This is a genomic window from Marisediminitalea aggregata (assembly GCF_900129565.1).
Classification (GTDB): Bacteria; Pseudomonadota; Gammaproteobacteria; order Enterobacterales; family Alteromonadaceae; genus Alteromonas; species Alteromonas aggregata.
In genome coordinates, this window is sequence record NZ_FQWD01000002.1 from 799,980 (window position 1) to 819,567 (window position 19,588).

The 19,588-nt window shown below is 48.0% G+C and carries 16 protein-coding genes; 7 read left to right on the plus strand and 9 right to left on the minus strand.

Annotation, left to right across the window (positions count from 1 at the left end; all coding sequences use genetic code 11):
• Positions 1–12: 12 nt before the first annotated feature.
• From BUB81_RS07650 to BUB81_RS07690, 9 genes are all read right to left on the minus strand, one after another.
• Positions 13–615, minus strand: coding sequence for a hypothetical protein (locus BUB81_RS07650; RefSeq protein WP_073320682.1), 603 nt, complete (start codon positions 613–615; stop codon positions 13–15).
• Positions 616–760: 145 nt separating this feature from the next.
• Complete coding sequence (gene cspE, locus BUB81_RS07655) at positions 761–970, minus strand: transcription antiterminator/RNA stability regulator CspE (RefSeq protein WP_073321127.1); 210 nt, start codon at positions 968–970, stop codon at positions 761–763.
• Positions 971–1,241: 271 nt separating this feature from the next.
• Positions 1,242–2,882 (minus strand): ubiquinone biosynthesis regulatory protein kinase UbiB, encoded by a 1,641-nt coding sequence (gene ubiB / locus BUB81_RS07660; RefSeq protein ID WP_073320685.1) that lies wholly within the window; start codon positions 2,880–2,882, stop codon positions 1,242–1,244.
• 3 nt (positions 2,883–2,885) lie between these two features.
• Entirely contained in the window at positions 2,886–3,506 is a 621-nt protein-coding gene (locus BUB81_RS07665) for a ubiquinone biosynthesis accessory factor UbiJ (protein WP_073320688.1), read from the minus strand.
• Positions 3,506–4,300 (minus strand): bifunctional demethylmenaquinone methyltransferase/2-methoxy-6-polyprenyl-1,4-benzoquinol methylase UbiE, encoded by a 795-nt coding sequence (gene ubiE / locus BUB81_RS07670; RefSeq protein WP_073320691.1) that lies wholly within the window; start codon positions 4,298–4,300, stop codon positions 3,506–3,508. Before ubiE ends, BUB81_RS07665 begins: the two co-directional genes overlap by 1 nt.
• A gap of 105 nt (positions 4,301–4,405) precedes the next feature.
• Entirely contained in the window at positions 4,406–6,043 is a 1,638-nt protein-coding gene (locus BUB81_RS07675) for a M28 family metallopeptidase (RefSeq protein ID WP_073320694.1), read from the minus strand.
• Between the two features lie 50 nt (positions 6,044–6,093).
• Positions 6,094–6,780 (minus strand): DNA-3-methyladenine glycosylase I, encoded by a 687-nt coding sequence (locus tag BUB81_RS07680; protein WP_073320697.1) that lies wholly within the window; start codon positions 6,778–6,780, stop codon positions 6,094–6,096.
• A complete protein-coding gene (prlC, locus tag BUB81_RS07685) occupies positions 6,777–8,813 on the minus strand; it encodes an oligopeptidase A (protein ID WP_073320700.1) in 2,037 nt (678 codons plus the stop codon). The genes BUB81_RS07680 and prlC overlap by 4 nt, the downstream gene beginning before the upstream one ends.
• A gap of 274 nt (positions 8,814–9,087) precedes the next feature.
• Entirely contained in the window at positions 9,088–10,749 is a 1,662-nt protein-coding gene (locus BUB81_RS07690; protein ID WP_073320703.1) for an EAL domain-containing response regulator, read from the minus strand.
• A gap of 193 nt (positions 10,750–10,942) precedes the next feature.
• On the opposite strand from BUB81_RS07690, the gene BUB81_RS07695 reads away from it, so the two are divergent.
• The 7 genes from BUB81_RS07695 (at position 10,943) to BUB81_RS07725 (ending at position 19,536) form a co-directional block, all read left to right on the plus strand.
• Positions 10,943–11,503, plus strand: a complete 561-nt coding sequence (locus tag BUB81_RS07695; protein WP_073320705.1) for a response regulator — start codon at positions 10,943–10,945, stop codon at positions 11,501–11,503.
• A gap of 21 nt (positions 11,504–11,524) precedes the next feature.
• A complete protein-coding gene (locus tag BUB81_RS07700; RefSeq protein ID WP_073320708.1) occupies positions 11,525–12,358 on the plus strand; it encodes a phosphate/phosphite/phosphonate ABC transporter substrate-binding protein in 834 nt (277 codons plus the stop codon).
• Positions 12,359–12,366: 8 nt separating this feature from the next.
• Entirely contained in the window at positions 12,367–14,043 is a 1,677-nt protein-coding gene (locus BUB81_RS07705; protein WP_073320711.1) for an ATP-binding protein, read from the plus strand.
• Between the two features lie 85 nt (positions 14,044–14,128).
• A complete protein-coding gene (gene nosR / locus BUB81_RS07710; protein ID WP_073320714.1) occupies positions 14,129–15,436 on the plus strand; it encodes a response regulator c-di-GMP phosphodiesterase, NosR family in 1,308 nt (435 codons plus the stop codon).
• Positions 15,437–15,537: 101 nt separating this feature from the next.
• Positions 15,538–16,887, plus strand: coding sequence for a glutathione-disulfide reductase (gene gorA / locus BUB81_RS07715; protein ID WP_073320717.1), 1,350 nt, complete (start codon positions 15,538–15,540; stop codon positions 16,885–16,887).
• Positions 16,888–17,198: 311 nt separating this feature from the next.
• Entirely contained in the window at positions 17,199–17,783 is a 585-nt protein-coding gene (locus tag BUB81_RS22285) for a PEP-CTERM sorting domain-containing protein (protein ID WP_073320719.1), read from the plus strand.
• A gap of 223 nt (positions 17,784–18,006) precedes the next feature.
• Positions 18,007–19,536, plus strand: coding sequence for a DUF3369 domain-containing protein (locus BUB81_RS07725; RefSeq protein WP_073320722.1), 1,530 nt, complete (start codon positions 18,007–18,009; stop codon positions 19,534–19,536).
• Positions 19,537–19,588 lie beyond the last annotated feature (52 nt).

Consider the following 19,588-nt stretch of genomic DNA (forward strand, 5'->3'; position numbering starts at 1 on the left):
TCAGATGTTTTGTTATCGCGCCACACTCATCCACCATGGTGAATCGTACTTGACGTCCTGAGGAGGTATTTCCAGCGCGTCAGGACGCTCAAGGCTTTTCCAAAACAGGGACTCGTACTTCTGTTCATGAAATACCAAGCGCCCCGACTGTTTGTAAGTCATCAGCAGTTTTGAATAAGCCTCAATAGGCATTTTAGGGTGTCCCTGATCAAACACGACTCTGCCGCCAAGCTGTTCGTACATGTGTTTATCTGTCGCAAATCGCAGCGCGTTAAAGTTAGCCAGTGAGGCCAGTTTTTCTTCTGACAACCCTGCGCTCGCGTAAGCTTGCTTAAAGCCTTCAACATGTTCCGGCTTGGGTGTTATCTGATTGTGTTCAGCGTAGTCTTCAACCAGTGTTCGCAGCACAAACGCGTTGACCTGACTAAAGTAAAAAATATCCTGACGAAGCTGATTGTTTTCCTCGTCCTGTTCGTCTTTTTTGGCGGGTTGTTCGAAATTCGATTTCAGAAAGGACTTGCCAGCAACAGTGACAACCTGGTCAGCTGGTGCGTCAGTCTGTGCAATGGTGAGTGTAGAAATAAATAGCAGGCAACTTAGGAGGTATCGATACATACAATCTCTCAAAAGGGTTCGAGTGATGGGTATCAAACATGCTGCACCTACCACTGCGAAGCAGTAATACGTGTAAGGACTGAAACAGGGAACCTGTCTTCAGGTATAAAACGAGCTCCCGACAACGCCGGGAGCCGTAAAATCATTAAAGGGCTGTTACGTTAGCCGCTTGAAGACCTTTTTGGCCTTGTTCAACTTCGAATTGAACCTTTTGACCTTCTGCAAGGGTCTTGTATCCGTCAGATACGATTGCGCGGAAATGTACGAATACGTCTTTACCGCCGTCGTCTTGCGTTAAAAAGCCATAACCTTTTTCTGCGTTAAACCACTTAACGGTACCAGTTACTTTAGACATGAAAACCTCAAAAAAACTCTGTAAAACCTTTGTGCTAAATTGCACGGACTTGCTTTTAAATAGGGTGACTCACGGCAAAACTAACAACAGGTTTAACAGCATCGAGGTTGAAGTCGATGTTTATATCTGCGCGACGTTAATAAACCAACGAAAGCACAACTATTTAAAGAACATAACCACTATAACCACACACTGAGCAAATTGATACAAAAATTGCGAAAAGTCTTTAGATTTAATAAAAAATTAATCTCGCTGACATGTAAAAAGCCGCTTACTCCGGGGCTTTTCGGCCCTTCCACCAGGCCGCAAACCAACACATCATACCAGTTAAGCCGATACAAGCCGGAACCGTCCAGTGTACGTCGTATAATGGTACGATGGCGCTCACAATAACCAGGGTCGCACCCACGATGCTAAAGTGCAGCGCTTTTTGTGCCCGAGCATGTTGCTGCAAAAGCGCCAGATTTGCTTGCTGCTGTTTCTCAGGGAAGCGCTTGACCTGCTTGAGTGTGTCGTATAGCAAATCAGGCATTTCCGGCAGCTTCTCGCTCCAGAATGGCAGGTTTGCTTTGACTTTGGTGAACATGGCTTTCACACCAATTTGTTCGCGCAACCAGTTTTCTAAAAACGGCTTAGCGGTTTGCCACAAGTCCAGTTGCGGATAAAGCTGACGACCCAGCCCCTCAACGTACAGCAATGTTTTTTGTAGTAACACAAGTTGAGGCTGCACCACCATGTTAAATCTACGCGCCGTATTAAACAACTGAACCAGCACATTGCCAAAAGAGATCTCTGCCAAAGGCTTCTGAAAAATAGGTTCGCACACAGTGCGGATGGCCACTTCAAACTCATCGATATTGGTGTCTGATGGCACCCAGCCAGAGTCAGCGTGGAGTTGCGCTACTTTGCGGTAATCGCGGTTAAAGAATGCAATAAAGTTTTCTGCCAGGTATCGCTTATCTTCCTGATTCAGCGTGCCCACAATACCGAAATCAATGGCGATGTACTGCGGGTTATCAGGATGTTCGCGGCTAACAAAGATATTTCCCGGATGCATGTCTGCATGGAAGAAGCTGTCGCGGAAAACCTGCGTAAAAAACACCTCTACGCCACGTTCAGCAAGAATGCGTAAATTGGTGTTCTGCTCAATGAGCGCTTCGATATTAGAAATCGGGATGCCGTAAATGCGCTCCATGACCAGCACGTTTGCGCGGCAGTAATCACTGTAAATAGTGGGTACGTACAAGGCTTCCGAACCTTCAAAGTTTCGCCCAAGCTGCATGCCATTGGCGGCTTCGCGGGTAAGGTCCAGTTCATCAACGATGGTTTTTTCGTACTCTTTGACGACTTCCACCGGACGCAGGCGTTTGCCATCGGGTAACCACTTTTGCAGCACCTTAGCCAGCGTCATCATCAGTTCGGTGTCGGCCACAATGGTCTTGCGAATATCGGGGCGAAGTACTTTCACCACCACATCAATATCGCCTTCTTTTAGTCTGGCAGCGTGCACCTGCGCTATAGACGCAGAGGCAAGTGGCGTAGTATCGAACTCGCTGAACACCTCGTCCAACGATGTCACTTGCAGTGATTGGCGAATAATGTGCTGAGCTCGCTCGGTATCAAACGGGGCAACCCGGTCCTGCAGCAAGGCAAGTTCATTGGCAATATGTGGGGGCAACAAGTCTCTGCGGGTAGACAGCATCTGGCCAAATTTAATAAATACCGGGCCCAGTGCCTGCAACGCCAGCATAATGCGCGCGCCAGCGCTTTTGTCCTTATGGCGATTCGGGATCCAAAAGATACAATGGCGCAAGAACCGGACGTACCAGGGCAGCCAGCGTCCGGGGATCAATTCATCTAATCCGTGTTCCAGCAGTACTTTGTTAATGTGATAAAGACGAAGAATACGCATAATTTAAGACTGCTTGGACTCCAGGCGCGACAAGCGGGATTCGAGACGTTCGGCATCATCGCGCAAACGACTTACCTCATCGGAAAAATGTAATACGGCCAGTTTATGCGCTGCCAACTGCTTTTCATCGGTCAGCGCACTACCAACAATCAGCGACGATTTATCGCCGAAGCGCTTTAGTTGCTGACCTACCGACCTTGCAATGGAAAACACCTGATTGGCAATCACATCACCTGTGTGCAGAGCAAGCTGCTCTTCCCAGTCAATATCCAGTGAGTTTATTACCGAGGAAAACTGCTGTGCGATAGCCAATTCTCCAGACACCTCCAACTCGCCCGCTTTGATTAATTGGGTTAGCTGGCTGGCTTCTTTGAGTTTTGGCAATACTGCCAGGCGAGTGGTTACCACACAGGTGAGGTCGTCACCTTCTGGTAGTTCCTGCAAGGCCAGTACATCGACCTGTTCGGAAATTGCCAGCGCTATGCGCTGATTTACATCGGTCAGATTAATCACCAGGCGCTTGCCTTGCAGCCGTTTAAGGCTTTGCTTAGCGTCAGGGTCGAGTGCTAACAGCTTGTTAGCAAGCACTTCAGCTGCGGCGGTGAGAAGCGGTACCGTGGGCATTAAAACTTGTACCCGCGGTGCAGTGCCACAATACCACCTGTCAGGTTGTGATAATCACAACGCTCAAAGCCGGCATTTTCGAACATGCCTTTCAGCGTATCCTGATCCGGATGCATGCGAATCGACTCGGCCAGGTACTGGTAACTCTCTTTATCGTTCGCCACTATCTGGCCCATGGTAGGCAGAATGTTAAACGAGTACCAGTCGTAGGTTTTTGACAGCATGTCGTTGGTAGGTTTGGAAAATTCCAGCACCAGCAAGCGGCCTCCCGGTTTCAATACGCGGAAAATCGACGCAAGTGCTTTGTCTTTGTCGGTTACATTTCGAAGCCCGAAGGCCATGGTAACCAAATCGAAATGGTTATCAGGAAACGGTAACGCTTCTGCATTGGCCTGCACGTAATCAACGTTCCCTACCACGCCTTTGTCGCGTAATTTATCGCGGCCAACCGACAACATTGAGTGGTTAATGTCCGCCAACACGACATGCCCTGTAGGGCCAACTAAACGCGAGAATTTAGCGGCCAAATCGCCCGTACCACCAGCGAGATCCAGGACTTTTTGACCTGGCTTAATACCGCTGCAATCAATGGTGTAGCGCTTCCACAAGCGGTGTACGCCCATCGACATCAGGTCGTTCATCATGTCGTATTTTGCGGCGACAGAGTCAAAGACACCGGCAACCAAAGACGCTTTTTTTGAACGCTCTACCTGACGAAAACCAAAATGGGTAGACTGTTCCGCACCGCTTTCAGTTTGATCGGATGCGGATGGAGAGGATTGTTGCTCTTGCATGGCTGACTTCTTCTGTTAATGCTTAGCGCACCGTTTTTCAGATTCTCCGGTGCGCTAAAGCCTGAACTGGCAATAAATTTCTGCTTGCCAGTGTACCCAAAACCGCTACTGCTTACCATCCTGAGCTTGTTTGAAGGTGGCAAAGAAGCTGTCTTCATTCCAGCTTGGGGTCTGCTTACCATTAGCCAGGCTCATCACGATTTCAAAGTTAATATCCACAAACTTTGCCGCCCATTCATAATCAATAGGCAGGTTCAGGTCGTCGGACGGCATGTGATAGTGCTTTTTCAAAAAGTCAGACGCAGGCATGCCAATCGCGTTTTCTTCTTTGTTGTCCATGCCCGGTACCAAATACACCGCCGGTACGCCTTGCTTCACGAGGCTATATTGGTCACTTCGTACAAAAATGGCCTGTTCCGGCATAGGATCGTCTATCAGCTTGATCTCATGTTTTAACAAGGCTTCACGAACCGGCTTTTCCAGTGAGCTGTGCGAGGCACCAAAGGCAATCATCTCGTCAGTACGATACGTTAAGATAGGCATGTCTAAATTGACGTTCGCCACCATGCTTTGCACTGGCACCGGTGGATAGTGTGCAAAATACTCAGAACCCAACAGTCCCTTCTCTTCGCCCGTCACAAAGGCAAAAATAACTGAGCGTTTTGGTTTCACGTCAGAGTGACTAATTGCATGGGCAATCTCAAGCAAGGTAGACACGCCGCTGGCGTTATCCATTGCGCCGTTGTTGATTTTATCTTTCAGCACAGAGTGGCCACTTACGCCAATATGGTCACTGTGCGCAGTCAACACGATAAATTCATTTTTAAGTGTTGGATCGCTGCCTTCCAGAATGCCAATCACATTAGGACTGGTGGTCGTAGTGTGATTCGCTTTGCTGGTAAACGTAGCGGTAAGGCCCAACGGACGTCCTTCAACCGGTTCACCGTTTTCAACTTTGTCAAAATAGGTTTGTAAGTCCAGACCAGCCAGTTCAAATAACTGCATGCCAGCTTCTACACTCAAGGTGGCGCCAGCTTTTAACTCAGGGTAACCGCCAAACACTTCACCATTGGGGTCTACCCATCGAGTGCGCGGCGTCCTTACATACAGTTTACGCTTTTCGAAAGGAAAGACGTTTTCCGACACTGGCGTGCTCAACACAATCGCGCCGATTGCACCGTGTTTTACCAACGCCTGGGAAATTTGACGGCGGAAATGCGAACCTTCTTCGCTTGGGAAGCTATGAGGGCGGTCAGATAAAATCACCGCCACTTTACCGCGTAAATCTACGCCATCGTAATCGGTGTAATTCAGAAACGGCGCTTCGATGCCAAAGCCTGCGAACACCAGTTCACCGGTCACTTGGGTGTCTGTGTCGTTGATATTCGCGCTCATTAGCATGTTATCCATGAACGCAAATTCAACTGTTTCACTGCCGTTGGATACCGATAGCGCTGGCGCTTTCATATCGATAGTGGCCTGCTTAAAGGGCACCATTTGATAATAACTGCCGTCGTCACCCGCCGGCGCAATGCCCAGCTTAGTCAGTTCACTGGCAATGTAGAGCGATGCAAAGTCATGGCCGATACTGCCGGTATCCCGGCCTTGCAGGAGGTCGTCAGCCAGCAGGCTCATATGACCTTTAAAGCGCTCTGCAGTGCCGGCTAATGCAGCACTACTGCTTGCTGCAACCAGCCCGGCTGCACAAGCGACACCTATCAGTGTTTTCACGGTTTTTTTCATTTCTGCCTCAATATTTTTTCGTTTTTATAGTAAGTAGGAGTGGGTTTGCGTTACACGCGGTTATCGCCACAGCTGTAGGACACGATCTGGCTGATAGCCTGTAAACTTCTGCCACTTTGCGCTTGCCAGTCGGCAAACGTGTTTGCAATGGTTGTTAAACTTTGCTTACTGGTTAATCCACCACTGATCAAATCATGGGCACGGAAATACCCTTCAACATCGCGACTCAGCAGGAAGGTATCAATTCCCAGCGTGCGCAGCGCATAAGGCCCGGTATTGCCGCCCAAACGCGCGCCGTGCTTTTTCAGGTGCGCCCAAAGGTCGATAACTGATGCGCCGGTAAAGTCAGCGGCAAACTTGCCAAAACTTCCATGTTGTAGCGCTATATCCTTCAACATGATGGCATTGTCGCGAATTGTCATGACCTTTTTCAGGTTACGCACAATACGCTTATCCTGAGCCCGGCTTTCTAACATCTCGTCAGACATCAACAAAACTTTGTCGACATCAAAATTAAAAAACAGATCTTCGAAGTCTGGCCATTTCTGTTCGATGACCCGCCACACAAAACCCGATTGGAATACTTTTTTGGTAAAGGCCGACAGTACTCTGTCATCGGTTAACTTAGCCACGGAGGCAGCCGGTAAAGGCTGCCCCACGATGGCTTCTAATCCGGCTTCCCCGCCCTTGCGTTCTGCCGCCCGGGCGTAGATGGCATCAAATTTCTCTGCATTCATGCCTGAATGCCATTATGACGAAGGAGTGCATCAACCTGAGGCTCGCGCCCTCTAAATGCAACAAACAGATCCATTGGCTCGCGGCTGCCGCCCATTTCCAGAATGTTGTGCAGGAAGTCCGCGCCGGTCTGCGGGTTGAAAATCCCCTCTTCTTCAAATCGGCTGAACGCGTCAGCAGACAGGACTTCGGCCCATTTGTAACTGTAATAACCGGCCGCATAACCGCCCGCAAAAATATGACCAAAGCTGGTTTGGAAACGGTTAAACGACGGCGGCTGTATAACAGACACTTCATCGCGCACCGTTTTTAGTACGCCCTGGACATCGGCGGTTTTGCCATCTTCCATATGCAACATAAAATCAAACAAACTGAATTCCAATTGACGAATCATTTGCATGGCGGCCTGGAAGTCGCGCGCGGCCAGCATTTTGTCTAACAAGGATTTTGGCAGCGGCTCGCCGGTCTCGTAGTGACCTGAAATAAAGCCCAGTGCTTCTTCCTGCCAGCACCAGTTTTCCAGAAACTGACTGGGAAGCTCTACCGCATCCCATGGCACACCATTGATGCCTGATACGCCGGGTACCGACATTTGGGTCAGCATGTGGTGAATACCGTGACCGAATTCATGGAACAGGGTAACCACTTCGTCGTGGGTAAACAGTGCGGGCTTGTTACCAACTGGTCCATTGAAGTTACAGGTTAAGTACGCCACCGGCGCTTGTAGTTCACCGCTGGCTTTTACCCGGCGCACCCGGCATTCATCCATCCAGGCACCACCGCGCTTCTTGGGTCGTGCGTACAAATCTAAATAAAACTGCCCGCGTAAAGTACCGTCTTTGTCGGTAATGCTGAACAGGCGAACATCTTTATGCCAGGTATCGGCGTTCTCCACTTCGCTAATCGATAGCCCGTATAACTTTTCGACCACGGTGAACAAGCCAGTTAGTGCTTTGTGTTCAGGGAAATAGGGACGCAGGATTTCATCTGAAATGGAATAGCGGTCCTGCTTTAACTTTTCGCTGTAATAAGGCACATCCCAGGCTTCCATTTCATCCATACCGTGCTTTTCAGCGGCAAAGGCGCGAACTTCAGCCAGTTCACGCTCAGCCTGCGGCTTGGATTTAGCCGCCAGATCGCGCAGGAACCCTACAACCTGCTCGGTGGTTGAGGCCATTTTGGTGGCGATTGAGCGCTCGGCGTAATTGGCAAAGCCCAGCAGTGAAGCTAACTCGGTACGCAGTGCCAGGGTTTCCTGAATAATCGGGTTATTGTCCCATTTTCCGGCATTCGGCCCCTGTTCAGACGCGCGGGTCGCATAGGCGCGATACATTTCTTCGCGCAGCGCCCGGTTGTCGGCGTACAACATCACCGGCAGGTAACTGGGGATATCCAGCGTAAACAACCAGCCCTGCAAGTCTTTCTGATGCGCAGCCTGTTTCGCCGCATCCAGCGCTGACTCAGGTAACCCAGCAAGCTCTGCTTCGTCGGTAACGTGCTTCGTCCACCCCATGGTGGCATCCATAACGTTGTTGCTAAAGGTGGAGGAGAGTTCAGAAAGACGCGCCTGAATCTGTGCAAAACGCTTTTTCGTGTCAGCGGGCAAGGCAACACCAGACAACGTGAAATCGCGTAAAGTATTGTCGATGACCTTGCGCTGGGCCTCGTCCAGTTGTTCGTATTCCTGACTGTCGCGCAGGGATTTGTAGGCCTGATACAAGCCTTCGTGTTGCCCTACCCAGGTACCATACTCAGAGAGTAACGGTAAGCAGTCGTCATGCGCTTTGCGCAGTTCATCACTGCTAACCACCGAATTCATGTGTGACACAGGCGACCAGATTTTATTCAGCACGTCATCGGCTTCGTCAATGCTGTCGACCACGTTTTTATAGGTGTACTGATTGCTGGCAACCACCTGTTCAATAGTCGCTTTACAATGGGCAATGGCTTTCTCCACTGCTGGTTTAATCTGATCTGGCGTAATGGCAGAGAATAACGGTAATCCGTCTACTTTTTCTAAGGCGAGTGCTGTCATGAACTTCTCTTAAATTTACGGGTATGTTGAAAAACGGCATCAGTATCACGGCGAACAACTGGTCAGTTACCAGTGGATCAACGTTCGCATTTGCTGACCAGTGCATATCATTGCCGCACGATTTACTTTTAACGTGTGTCAGTCGTTATAAGAATGAAATTGGGCTTATTTAGTAAAAAACAAGTCCGGCAGAATTGCCAGTGCGCACAAATAAAAAAGGCCAAAGTGCAATGACTTTGGCCAAGTGCCTAAGGGCACAACAACAACCGGTGTGTTATTTACAAAAGGGTTGGCGAATCATTAATTTTTCAAATTCCTGACGTGGTACCGCCGGACTGTAGATAAAGCCTTGAATTGTGTCGCAGCGCATTGAAGACAAGCAGGCTAATTCCGCTTCTTCCTCCACGCCTTCCGCAACCACTTTAATGCCCAGTTTTTTGCAACTCACGATCAGGCTACCGATGAACTCCTGCCTCTGCCGGTCTTTATGCACATCCACAATCAGGCTGCGGTCTAGCTTTAACACATCGATGGGCAGTTTCGATAAGTAAGAAAATGACGTAAAGCCAGCACCAAAATCGTCAATGGCCAGCTTCACGCCCAATAATTTTAGTTGCCACAATAGCTCTTCCAGGTATTGACCATTTTCGGCCAGTGCCGTCTCTGTAATTTCCAGCTCAATAAACGAAGGGGGTAAATAATACTGCTTCAGCTTTTCACTGATGAACTCAACGATATGCGTAGACTGCAATTGCTTGGCCGATATATTAATCGCAATGCTGCTTAGCTCACTGCTAAACCGGCGTAGTTCGCTGGCCGCTTTGAATCCATTTTCCAGCACCCATTCACCAATGGCCTGAATTTGCCCGTCTAACTCTGTTAAACGCACAAATTCCGAGGGCGGTACCCAGCCCAGACTATGGTGCTGCCAGCGCAGCAATATTTCAGCGCTTTGAATAAACCCTGTTTCGGTGGTGACTTTGGGCTGAAACGCTAATTTAAACTCTTTGTTTCTGAGCCCCTGCTCTACCTCTGCACTCAATTGCTGTTGGCGTTGGTATTGAGAAATAGTGGAGTTGTCCAGATGCGATACGCTGATTCTGTGACTATCTCTGACAATAGTATCGTTCAGGCTATTTATAAGAATGTCGTGGTCCAGACTGCAATCGTGAAGCGCTCTGAAACCAATACCGACATGACAAAAAATCGCACTGCCGTTCACGTTAAATGTGCGCTGGAGTTGCTGTCTGATTTGAGCGCACAGGATTTGTGTTTGTTCTACTGTAGTTTGTTCAAGGTATAAACCAAATAAACCGCTCTGTTCAAGACGCAAGCAGTGCTTTTGCGTAATAAGGCTGTCGATCCGGCTCTCCAGCAAGGCTTCGAGCTCTGAAGCATGTTGCTCCCCGTGACTTAAGCGAATATCACTAATATTCATCAGCCTAATCAATATAAGAGACTGATAATCGCGAAGTGACACAGCCTTAATCGCTTTTTGTTGTGCTGCGTTGTCCTGAACATGGCTGTCATTCGCCGCTTTGCACGCGTTTAAAATAGCTGACACTTCTTGTTGCAGTGATACCCGATCCCACGGCTTAGCCAGATACTTTGTAATGAGTCCCTGGTTTAATAATTCAACTGCGGCCTGAAGATCGCCCTCGCCACTTAACATGTAGCTTTTTGTTTGCGGAGAATACTGATGAGCAAACCGCAATAAATCCACGCCCGTGACTTCTGGCATATTATGGTCTGTAATAAGCAGGGATATGGATTGAGTGCGCAGGATAGACATGGCCTTACGACCGGATGTAGCTGTCACCACCTGGCAGTCTAAGGAACGAAGCTCTCGTTTAAGCGCGTTCACAATGGCTTTTTCATCATCAACAACCAATACGGTCAGTGTTTGGCAAGATTGTTCTTGTTGTGCACACATCATTCGATTAAGCCTCTTGAGCTGCAAAGAAACACATACGACCAGCGCAGTTGAACAACGCCTTTTACCGCCGCTTTAGTAAAGATAGCACAATGTCACTAATGTCACATATTATACATAAGGCTTAATTGCCTTAAGTTGCTTTTAGTGCTATAACTTGGTGGTAATTTATTTATTAACCCGCTGAGGTACGGCAGTGAAAACATTAACCTCTGGTGAAATTGCACAGTATTGCGATGTAAACCTGCGAACAGTCATCCGTTGGTTAGAAAGTGGTAAATTAAAGGGCTTTAAACTCCCTGGCCGCGGCAATAACCGGGTACTGGTGAGCGACTTTATCGAATTTCTGGAACGGCATGAAATGCCAATCCCTGAAGCGTTAAAACCCGAAGCTTCACCGCTTATTCTGATTGTTGACGACGAGATGCCAGTCGCGAAATCCATTCAGCGGGTCGCTCGCAGAGCAGGATTTGATACCCTCATCGCAACCGGTGGCTTTCAGGCCGGTATGATGCTTAGCCAGCATGCGCCGCGCATTATGACACTGGATTTAAGTATGCCTGGTATGGACGGTTACAGTGTTATTGAATACACCCGCGAGCAGGAATCGCAAAAAGGGCTTAAAATTATCGTTATCTCGGCACTGGATGATAGCAGTTTGCAGAGAGCGATGGATTTAGGGGCTGATGCTTCATTAACCAAACCCTTCTCCAATCATGATTTGACGCAACTTTTTGAGCAATTCATGCAAAATTAACCGGGGCGGGAGACAATACCGATGAAGTTATTGACCATTTTACTGTTCGTTAGCTGTTCCGCATTGGCACAGCAATCCCAGTCTGGTGACGCCGGTAACGTGGAATATTCGCTCGGCATTGTCCCTCAACAATCGACGCAAAAGCTGGCCACCATGTGGCTGCCGCTGATTGATTACCTGAATGCGCAAACCGGCTTTTCAATCACGTTTTCAACGGCAAAGGACATTCCTACGTTTGAAGACAGAGTTGCAGAACAAGAATACGACCTTGCCTACATCAATCCTTATCATTATGTGGTGTTCAGCGATTCGGCAAATTACGTTCCACTGGCCAGAGACGCTCACAAGCGGATCAGCGGTATTATTGTTGTTCGGGAAGACAGTCCTTATACAACCCTGCAACAATTGCATGGCGCAACGCTGGCATTTCCAGCCCCAGCTGCTTTTGCTGCCAGTATTATTCCACGTGGAATGTTGGCAAAAGAAAACATCAGTATTAACGCACAGTATGTAAATTCTCACGACTCCGTCTATCTTAATGTTATTAACGGTTTATTCCCGGCCGGAGGCGGCATAATTCGCACGCTCGAACATTTACCCAAAATGCAAAACGAAAAACTGCGCATTCTGTGGAGGAGTCAGGACTTTACGCCTCATGCCCTTGCTGTTCACAGCAGAGTACCAGAGGCGCACCGGAAGAAAATTCTAGCCGCACTTATAGCATTGAACGACAGTGCGGAGAACGCACATTTACTGCGCGGTATAAATTTTTCGGGGTTCGCTGAAGCACAAGACAGTGATTGGGACGATGTTCGCGAGCTTGGAATTTTGTCTCTGTCCAGGCCTTACTACTAGGAACGGAAATGCGTTTATCGTTACGAACGAAGACAATTGCTGGTACCGCGATAATTGAGGCAACCTTACTGGTTGTGTTGATTGTGACCAGCTTATCGTTCATTAACAGCCTGACTGAAGACAGTGTGTTAAAGCGCACGTCCACCACTACAAACCTTTTCGCCTCAACCACTAAAGATGCGTTGCTGACACTGGACCTTGCTTCTCTGGAAGCCTCAGTACAAGAATTAATGACGAACCCGGACATCGCTTATGTGCGCGTAATCGATAACCAACAACGGATCCTGGCCGTGTCCGGAGACACTTCCAGTCTGTCATCGGGATTTACCGCAGATACAACTCTGGCCAATGTAAATGACGGCGTATTCGATTCGAATCGTCGCATTGTGGTGTCGGGCCATTATTACGGTGAAATCCAATTAGGTATCGACATAGGCTACGTACAATCGTCACTCATTCAAATTCGCAATTGGATTGTCTCGCTGGCCCTTATCGAATTGGGCTTGGTAGCTTTGTTCAGCTATGGGTTGGGCACTTACCTGACTTCACAGTTAAATACACTTCGCCAAGGCGCTAAAGATATTGTGAACGCCATAAAAACCAGTAATTTCAATACAGCGCCTATTGCAGAAAAAGGTCACGACGAGCTTACCGAATTGGCGAAAACGTTTAATTTACTGGTCAAAAATCTGGAGACCGAATATCAATCCCGGCTGGAAGCCGAAAACGAACTGACCCAGTTGAACCAGTCTCTTGAAGAAAAAATCGCTCGCCGTACCCAGGCACTCAGTGAGAAAAACGAGCTGTTAGAGCAGTCGAACAAAGAATTAAAAGAAACCCAACAACAACTGTTTCAAGCGGAAAAAATGGCTTCGGTTGGTCAGTTGGCTGCCGGTGTCGCCCATGAAATCAACAACCCGGTTGGGTTTGTCAGCAGCAACCTGAACACGCTAACAGACTACCTGTCGATGTTCCAAATCCTTATGACGCTGGTGAAAAAGCTGCAGCCTGATGCTGACATAGAGGCCCAAAAAGCACTGATAACAGAAATCCACCAGTTCTATGCCCAGCACGATTTTGACTTCATCAGCGAAGATGTTACCCCGCTTATCGAGGAATCGGTTGAGGGTTTGGCGCGGGTCAGTGAAATAGTGAAAGGGCTGAAAGTCTTCTCGCGTATCGATTCAGATGAAAAGCAGTGGTTCGACTTAAACCACTGTCTCAACACCACCCTGACAATGGTGAATAACAAGCTGAAATACATTTGCAAAGTAGAAAAGCAGTTCGCTGATTTACCGCGAGTCTATTTCAACGTAGGCAAACTCACCCAGGTGTTTACAAATTTACTGATCAACGCCGGCCAGGCCATTGAGGCAACCGGCAAGCAAGGGGTAATTACCGTACACACTTACCTGCAGGGCAAGCAGGTCATTGTTGATATTACCGATACAGGCTGTGGTATTTCTGAAGAAAACCTGGAAAAGCTGTTTAACCCGTTTTTCACCACAAAACCTGAGGGACAGGGAACCGGATTGGGCCTGTCAATTACCTACGGAATTATTCAGGAACATGGCGGTAGTATTGAAGTAACGAGTAAAGAAGGCGAAGGCAGCCGATTTATTATTACGTTGCCAGTCGGCGACAATTCTCAGCCTTTGCAAACACAAACGAGCGAAGCGCAATAATGGCGGCTTCTTTTTCACTGATTAAATTTACGCGGCGCCCCATGCAAAGCACCTCAGGCGGAGTGAGTTTAACAAGGAGAATGACATGACAGATGCACAACAAACAGAGCAAGTGAAATATCAGGTGCTGTGTGTTGATGATGAGCAAAATATATTGCGAGCTATTAAGCGGGCTCTATTTTCCTTGGATGTCGATCTCACGCTGGTAGACAGTGGTGAAAAAGCACTCGCCGTGATGAAAGAGAAAACCATTCATGTGGTGATTTCCGATATGAAAATGCCCGGTATGACCGGGGCAGAGTTACTCGAACAGGTTGCTGCGCACTACCCCGACACTTTTCGGGTCGTGTTAACTGGCTTTGCCGATATTGACGCCACCATTAAAGCGGTAAATCAGGGGCGAATTCATCGCTACCTGCAAAAACCCTGGGACAACCAGGAACTGATCAATACCATTGAAGAAGGCCTGGAGCGCATTAAGTTAAAAGACGAAAACACGCGTTTGCAAAAACTGACCAAGTTACAAAATGCCAAGCTTAAGGAAGTAAATAACTCATTGGAGCAGGTAGTACAAAAACGTACTAAACAGATCAAAGCGGCACTGCGTCGCATTGAACAACGCAACGCGGCCCTTGAACAAGTGCTGTTTAACGTCATTTCAATCAATCCGGATATCGACGGCAAGTTTGCAATTGAAGTCAGCGAACTGGCCACCAAATTAGCCAATCTGCTGGAGTGTTCAAAAGAAGAAACGAATGTCATCCGTTATGCCTGTCTGATAGGCGAATTCGGATTGTTAGGTCTGAAGCCTGAGCATTATCGCCCGGCATTTAACAAGCTATCCTATCAGCAACAAAAGAACTATTTGTCGCAAACCAAACTGGCAAAAACCATTTTGGCGCCGGCCGAACACCTGCGTGAAGTGAGTGATATTCTGGAATACCAGTTTGAATACTACAATGGCGCAGGCCTTTACAAGTTGGTTGCAACGCAGATCCCCATTGGGGCACGGATTTTAGCTGTAGCCAGAGACTATTGGCGCATGGTTAGCGGCCGAATTACCGGTCAGCCAATGACGCCTATTGAAGCTCGTGTGGAATTGAAAAAGCACCGCAATACCCGATATGACGGCAACGTGCTGGATATCCTGTTAAATACCAAGGACATCGATAAGCCCAGTTACATAGAGAACCGTCTGAGTACCGAAGAACTTAAACCGGGCATGGTCCTCAGCAAAAACCTGTATAACGAGAGTCACATTTTACTGCTACCGGAAGGCCATGTATTTACCGATGCCACCATTGCCAAGCTGGCGCAGTACGAACGTGAACACAATCGCTTTTTTGATATCGCCGTAGAACGAAACGGTATGGAAGATGCGACGATAGGGTAACTTTCACAGTCAGACCGAACTATACTTGCTGTAAACGGGTGTTTTAAAAGCGTAAAAAATGCCAAAATACCTTAATGATTCGAAACCCAGGCGAGTAATTCATGCAACAGTTTGACTATATTTGTATTGGCGGCGGTAGCGGCGGTATCGCCTCTGCTAACCGGGCAGCCAAACACGGTAAAAAAGTACTTTTAATCGAAAGCAAAGCCGTTGGTGGTACCTGTGTTAACGTGGGCTGCGTGCCCAAAAAAGCGATGTGGTACGGCGCGCAGGTAGCCGAAGCGATTCACAAATACAGCCCTGATTACGGGTTTGATGTCACAGTAAATAACTTCAGTTGGGAAACCCTGGTTGCCAGCCGTCAGGCTTATATCTCCCGCATTCACGCATCCTACGATCGCGTACTGGGCAACAACGACGTCACGCTGTTAAATGGCTACGCCAAATTCGTCGACAACCACACTGTTGAAGTAAACGGTGAACACTACACTGCACCACACATCACCATTGCTACTGGCGGTCGACCGTTTACTCCAGACATTCCAGGCGCTGAACATGGCATTGATTCTGACGGCTTCTTCGCGTTAAACGCCCAGCCGAAAACCGTTGCCGTAGTAGGCGGTGGCTACATTGGCGTTGAGCTGGCGGGCGTACTGAATGCACTGGGCAGCGAAACACATTCTCTGATCCGCCAAACTATGCCACTTAGAGGCTTCGATCACACGATTCAGGAAACCCTGAAAACCCTGATGATAGAAGAAGGCGTAAATGTGCATGATCAAACCGAAATCACTCACATTGAGAAGCAACAGGACGGCCAGTTAGTATTGACGCTGACCGACGGCAACTCACTTACTGTAGAATGCCTGATTTGGGCGACTGGCCGTCGCCCAAACACCGACAACATTGGCCTGGAAAACACCCAGATCGACGTTACCGATAAAGGGTTAATAACGGTCGACAAGTATCAGAATACGACGGTAGACGGCGTGTACGCCGTTGGTGATATTACGGGTCAGCCTGAACTCACACCGGTCGCGGTAAAAGCAGGCCGCTTGTTAAGTGAACGTTTGTTTAATCAGCAGCATGACGCCCATTTAGATTATACCTTAGTCCCAACGGTTGTTTTCAGTCACCCGCCCATTGGCACTGTAGGGCTGACAGAAGCCGAGGCTGAGGCGCAATATGGGAAGGAAAACCTCACTATTTACCGTTCAAGTTTTGCCGCAATGTACACCGCAGTAACGCGTCATCGCCAACTCACCAGTATGAAGCTGATTTGTGAGGGTGAATCCCAACGCGTAGTAGGTTTACACGGTATCGGTTATGCAATGGATGAAATCCTGCAAGGTTTTGCGGTAGCCATGAAAATGGGTGCAACCAAGGCAGATTTTGACGCCTGTATTGCTATTCACCCCACCAGCGGCGAAGAATTCGTTACTATGGCTTAAGCGCCATAACCCGTTGGCTCACTCATCGGTCTTGGGATGAGTGAGCCTATCGCGCTTACTATTAACGTCCTGTTTTATATATTTAAAATTCAACGCACCAAATATAAACAAAATTAAACACAGATCTGTCAGCTTTTTTTACTCACCTATTTGCCCTTTTACCAATTAAGCCGTAAGCACTTGAAAAAAATACAAATAAAAAATGGCACGCATAGTGCTTAATCAGTAATGTCATTTGACAAGTTAAAGCAAATAATTGGAACGAAGTTTTAGTTGTTTTTGTTTTAAATGGAATTTAACTTGGGGTAGTTATGATCTTATCTAAACTAAAAAATGCGGCATTCGCATTGGTACTTTCGGCGGTAGGCATGTCTACTGCTAACGCTGGTCTAATCAACGTCAGCTACATCGAAATTGAAAACAACATTGGCCAATACCTGCAGGTTGCAGAAGTTGTTGCGTTAAACATGGACCTGAATGATGTTGCGCTTGGCACAGCTGGTGCTGTTGCATCTGCACCGAATCAGTGGAACCATCTTACCAATGCAAGTAATGCAATTGATGGTGTTACCGCGGGTAGTTATGGTGCATCTCAAATCTACCACAATGCATCTGGTCAGTTTAATACTGCATTAACCATTGCATTTAGTAGTGTGCAAGAACTGTTTTCTTTCCAAATTTTTGGTCGTGACGATTGCTGTCGGGAACGTGACGTGTACAAAGTTACTTTCTTCGATACGGATGACAACTCTTTGTTCAGCACTATTATGGATGCGCGCTTCGGCGCTGAGCCTACTGTAGTATTACCAGACACCAGCGATGTGCCAGCACCGGCAACTCTTGCGTTACTGGGTCTTGGTCTGGCTGGCCTGAGATTATCTCGCCGCAGCAAGTAATCTGCTTACCCTGGCTGCGACAGGCAGCGTTCAATTGAATTCAAACGCCCGATTGGTAACAAGCCGGGCGTTTTGTTATTTACGCCTCTATAACCCGCAATATCCCTCTTCGCAGGCATATCCTTTAGCCTAAAGTCTACCCGTTAACGCCCCCTGAAAACCGGCAGAACCCAAACTCACGTACTATATTAGTATTGGATAATATGAAAAAGGTAATGATTGTATGCTGGGTGATGACTTACTGTTTGCCAGTGATGACGAAACAGAAGAGCAAGAGCAAGGCTTGGCTGCATGGAAAGTACTGATTGTCGATGACGAACCAGAAATTCACGCCGTCACCAAGATGGTGTTGGGTGACTTTGAGTTCGAAGGCAGACGAATTGAATTTCATACCGCCAACAGTGCGCTTGAAGCCCGCACGCTGCTGGAAGCGCAAGACAATGACGGTTTTGCTGTGGCGCTGGTCGATGTCGTAATGGAATCATCCCAGGCAGGTCTGGATTTGGTGCGCTGGATCCGGGAAACACTGGATAACCAGGTAGTGAGGATAATCCTGCGTACCGGTCAGCCCGGTGAAGCGCCGGAAGAACGCGTCATCCGCGACTACGATATTAACGACTACAAAAACAAAACAGAACTCACGGCACTGCGCTTAAAAACCGCAATGTATGCAGCACTGCGTGCTTACCGCGATCTTCGCCTGATTGAGCGACACCGTCTGGGCCTGGAAAAAATTATCCATGCAACAACACAGTTCATTGAGTGTGATACGCTACCGCAATTTGCCTCCACGATTTTGAACCAAATTTCGCTGATACTGGGCATTGAGTCCAGTGACATCATTTGCTGTGCCGTTACGCGGGACGCCAAATCGGGTAATCAATACAATGTATTAGCTACCAACTTACAGCACGAATCTACAGCCGCCATACCCAATGATATTCAACATCGCATTGAAAGCGCCTTGCGACAGAAACAAAGCGTAAAAGGCGATGACTATTTCGTTAGCTACTTTACAACCCGACGCGGCATGGAAAGCGTGTTGTATGTAGCCCGCGATGACGAACTGGAAACCGTACAGCACCATCTGCTAAGCTTTTTTGCTCACAACATTGCGGTATCCCATGAAAATATCAAACTTCGCGAGGTAATACGGGAATCGCAAAAAGAGCTATCGTACATCATTGGAGAGGCTGTTGAGGTACGTTCCAAAGAAACCGGTTCACACGTTCGGCGCGTTGCCCATATCAGCCATTTACTGGCTGTTTATGCCGGCCTCAATGAATCAGAGGCGGAAATGATCAAACTGGCCTCACCACTTCACGATGTCGGCAAAGTTGCCATTCCGGATAGCATACTCAACAAGCCCGGCAAACACACGGAAGAAGAGTCTGAAATCATGCGCTCACATGCCAAAGCCGGCTATGACATGCTGAAAAAAAGCAGCAATCCCATTTTACAAGTCGGCGCACAAATTGCCCATGAGCACCACGAACAGTGGAATGGTAACGGATACCCTAATGGGTTGTCGGGGACGCAAATATCAATGGCTGGCCGAATTGCCGCCGTGGCGGATGTGTTCGATGCACTTGGCAGCAAACGTTGTTACAAAGGCCCCTGGCCAGACGATGAAATCAAAGCCTACTTTGAAAAGCAACGGGCTAAGCAATTTGACCCTGCCTTAGTCGATATTCTGCTCACACACTTTGATGAATTCTCAGCAATTCGTCCCAGATTCCCGGATCCAGAGTAACGATAGAGCCGTGCGGACAGGTTCCTCTGTTCGCACAAGTTACCAAAAATCT

Bases quoted from the DNA above. Each gene is read 5' to 3' on its own strand.
- gorA (WP_073320717.1), top strand. From the start codon at position 15,538: ATGCAACAGTTTGACTATATTTGTATTGGCGGCGGTAGCGGCGGTATC.
- BUB81_RS07665 (WP_073320688.1), bottom strand. From the start codon at position 3,506: ATGCCCACGGTACCGCTTCTCACCGCCGCAGCTGAAGTGCTTGCTAAC.
- cspE (WP_073321127.1), bottom strand. From the start codon at position 970: ATGTCTAAAGTAACTGGTACCGTTAAGTGGTTTAACGCAGAAAAAGGT.
- BUB81_RS07725 (WP_073320722.1), top strand. From the start codon at position 18,007: ATGCTGGGTGATGACTTACTGTTTGCCAGTGATGACGAAACAGAAGAG.
- prlC (WP_073320700.1), bottom strand. From the start codon at position 8,813: ATGACAGCACTCGCCTTAGAAAAAGTAGACGGATTACCGTTATTCTCT.
- ubiE (WP_073320691.1), bottom strand. From the start codon at position 4,300: ATGCAAGAGCAACAATCCTCTCCATCCGCATCCGATCAAACTGAAAGC.
- nosR (WP_073320714.1), top strand. From the start codon at position 14,129: ATGACAGATGCACAACAAACAGAGCAAGTGAAATATCAGGTGCTGTGT.
- BUB81_RS07650 (WP_073320682.1), bottom strand. From the start codon at position 615: ATGTATCGATACCTCCTAAGTTGCCTGCTATTTATTTCTACACTCACC.
- BUB81_RS22285 (WP_073320719.1), top strand. From the start codon at position 17,199: ATGATCTTATCTAAACTAAAAAATGCGGCATTCGCATTGGTACTTTCG.
- BUB81_RS07690 (WP_073320703.1), bottom strand. From the start codon at position 10,749: ATGATGTGTGCACAACAAGAACAATCTTGCCAAACACTGACCGTATTG.
- BUB81_RS07680 (WP_073320697.1), bottom strand. From the start codon at position 6,780: ATGAATGCAGAGAAATTTGATGCCATCTACGCCCGGGCGGCAGAACGC.
- BUB81_RS07700 (WP_073320708.1), top strand. From the start codon at position 11,525: ATGAAGTTATTGACCATTTTACTGTTCGTTAGCTGTTCCGCATTGGCA.
- BUB81_RS07705 (WP_073320711.1), top strand. From the start codon at position 12,367: ATGCGTTTATCGTTACGAACGAAGACAATTGCTGGTACCGCGATAATT.
- BUB81_RS07675 (WP_073320694.1), bottom strand. From the start codon at position 6,043: ATGAAAAAAACCGTGAAAACACTGATAGGTGTCGCTTGTGCAGCCGGG.
- ubiB (WP_073320685.1), bottom strand. From the start codon at position 2,882: ATGCGTATTCTTCGTCTTTATCACATTAACAAAGTACTGCTGGAACAC.